The following is a 2,417-nucleotide window of genomic DNA, read 5'->3' on the forward strand; positions in this document are numbered from 1 at the left end:
ACTAGCTCTAACCTGCTCTATGTATTTGTCTTTAAAATCGGGTCTGTAAGAATAAGAAATAGAAGGTCTAAAGGTGTGTCTGATTCCTTTTAATCGGCCTTTTTTAAAGTTAAAAGTACCATAAATATTGGTAGACAAACTAACACCTGTATTATATTCTCTATAACTTTTAAAACCTCTTAAGGTATCTGTAACCACTACGTTTTCTGCTGCATCGTAATTTTTCTGAATATAATCAAACTGCCAAACTTCTTCGTAACTAGCACTTGGTGAAACTGTAAAATATTTAAAGGCTTTAAAATTTGTGCTTGTACCTGTTTTGTGTTGCATACCAGCTCTGGCAGATTCAAACATTTTAGCTGTTAAAAACTCATCATCAGTTGTGTTAATTAAATATTTACCATCTAAAATGTAATTAAAACCCATTTTTTGTATTGCGTTTTTCTTTACCCCATTTTTTCCAGCAAAAGGGAATATACGGTTCATGTTTAGTGTTAAAGAAGGCAAGGTCATTGTAATTTCTTCTGTATTGGTGTTTTGTTGATGTGTTGCTGTAACGTTCATGTTAAAAGGTGTACCAACAAAAGTTTTACTATAGTTTATAGAAGAATTAAAGGTGTTAGTTTGAGTTTGAGAAACATTAAACTGATTTTGAGATTGTCTAAAAAATTTACTACTACCCAAATTTACAGATGCTGTAAATCTAGAATTTGGACTCGCTTTTTGGTCTTGATTGTGTGTCCATCTAATGTTAAAGTTATTGTTTTTACTAAAATTATCAAAACCTCTAATTCCATTGATATTATTTTCGAAACTGAAATTAAATCGACCATTAAATCGATATCTTTTGTTGTAATTAGAGTTGGCTCTTAAACCCCAGCTTCCGTTAGAATAGGCATCACCAGTAACTGCTAAATCTATATAATCGCTGATAGCAAAATAATAACCTCCATTTTGAAAACCAATACCTCTAGCACTACTACCAGTATCAAAAGCAGGTATTAAAAACCCAGAAATACTGGTTTCTGTGATTGGGAAATATGCAAAAGGTAAAAAAACAGGCGTTGGGATGTCTGCAATATATAACTGACTACCACCTACAATAATTTTTTTACCAGGTACAATTTTTGCTTTATTGGTGCCAATAAAATAATCTGGATTCTTTTTTTCTGAGGTTGTAAATCTAATCTTTCGAATGTATATAGTAGAATCGTTTACACGTTTGGTTTTTTCACCATAAGTAAACATTTCTCCCTGTTTCGTTTTTAAACCATAAATAATGGTTTTTTTACTTTTAAAATTGTAGATGATAGAATCTTGCTCAGATTCTTCATTTCCTTGCTTAAAAACGGGTCTTTGCACATAGCCTGTGCTATCTATAATCCCTTTTGCAAAAAGTGTATTTTTTTTGTAATCAATTTTTATAATTCCAGCCTTTAAGTCAATATCTGTATAGGTAATATTGGCCTCGTTATAGAGCGTTACTGTTTTGTTTTTGGCATCTTGTATTGTGTAATCTGTGGCAATATGAGTAATAATATCTTCTATACTTTCTTTTGGTTTTATAGTATCTAAAGATATAGTATCTCTTGTTTTTGTAATTAAAGAGTCTTTTCTAGCCATAAGTTTTTCTTTACTTGGGCTAATAGTATCTTTTTTTACTAAAGGGATTGTCGTTTTTTTGGTTGATTTAATGTCTTGAGAATAAGCCATCTTTGTAAAAAACAAGCAGCAAAATAAAAGTATGTATGATAGGTTTGTTTGCAATGCTATAAATACTATTTTTGTATATGAATAAAAATATGGCGCAATAATTGAAGCACCAAATTATTAGATTTCAAAATTAGTTAAATTTTATTGATGCAATCCCAACAAAAACCTAAAAATATTAATACAAGTAAAATTTTATATACAATATTGTTTGTATGTGTTTCATTATTTAATTTTAACACAGTTTCTGCACAAAAACAATATGTGGTTGTTATAGATGCTGGTCATGGTGGCAAAGATCCTGGTAATCTTGGTAACGGTTTTCGAGAAAAAAATATTGCCTTAAAAGTAGCTTTAGCTGTGGGAAAAAAACTTGCAAAAAATAAAGATGTTAAAGTTATTTATACAAGAAAAAACGATGTTTTTATAGATTTATGGAAAAGAGGAGACATTGCAAATCACGCAAAAGCAGATTTATTTGTATCTATTCATTGCGATTCTCATACTTCTAATGCTTACGGAGCAGGTACATTTGTACTGGGATTAAGAGGAAATAAACAAAACTTAGAAATAGCAAAGAGAGAAAACGCTGTTATCTTATTAGAAGATAATTTTAAAGAAAGATACAAGGGTTTTGATCCTAACTCAGCAGAATCTGTAATTGGTTTATCACTGTTACAGGAAGAAAACCTAGACAAAAGTTTGGC

Annotated in this window: 2 protein-coding genes; one reads left to right on the forward strand and one right to left on the reverse strand. The window is 30.2% G+C overall.

What is annotated here, in order from left to right:
* On the reverse strand, positions 1-1,713 hold a 1,713-nt coding region (locus ACTG3S_RS10370; RefSeq protein ID WP_439129283.1), incomplete at its 3' end, for a putative LPS assembly protein LptD.
* 147 nt (positions 1,714-1,860) lie between these two features.
* Between ACTG3S_RS10370 and ACTG3S_RS10375 the strand changes: the two genes are divergently transcribed.
* On the forward strand, positions 1,861-2,417 hold a 557-nt coding region (locus ACTG3S_RS10375), incomplete at its 3' end, for an N-acetylmuramoyl-L-alanine amidase family protein (protein ID WP_439129284.1).

The sequence above is a fragment of the Polaribacter sp. genome (genome assembly GCF_965656025.1).
GTDB lineage: Bacteria > Bacteroidota > Bacteroidia > Flavobacteriales > Flavobacteriaceae > Polaribacter.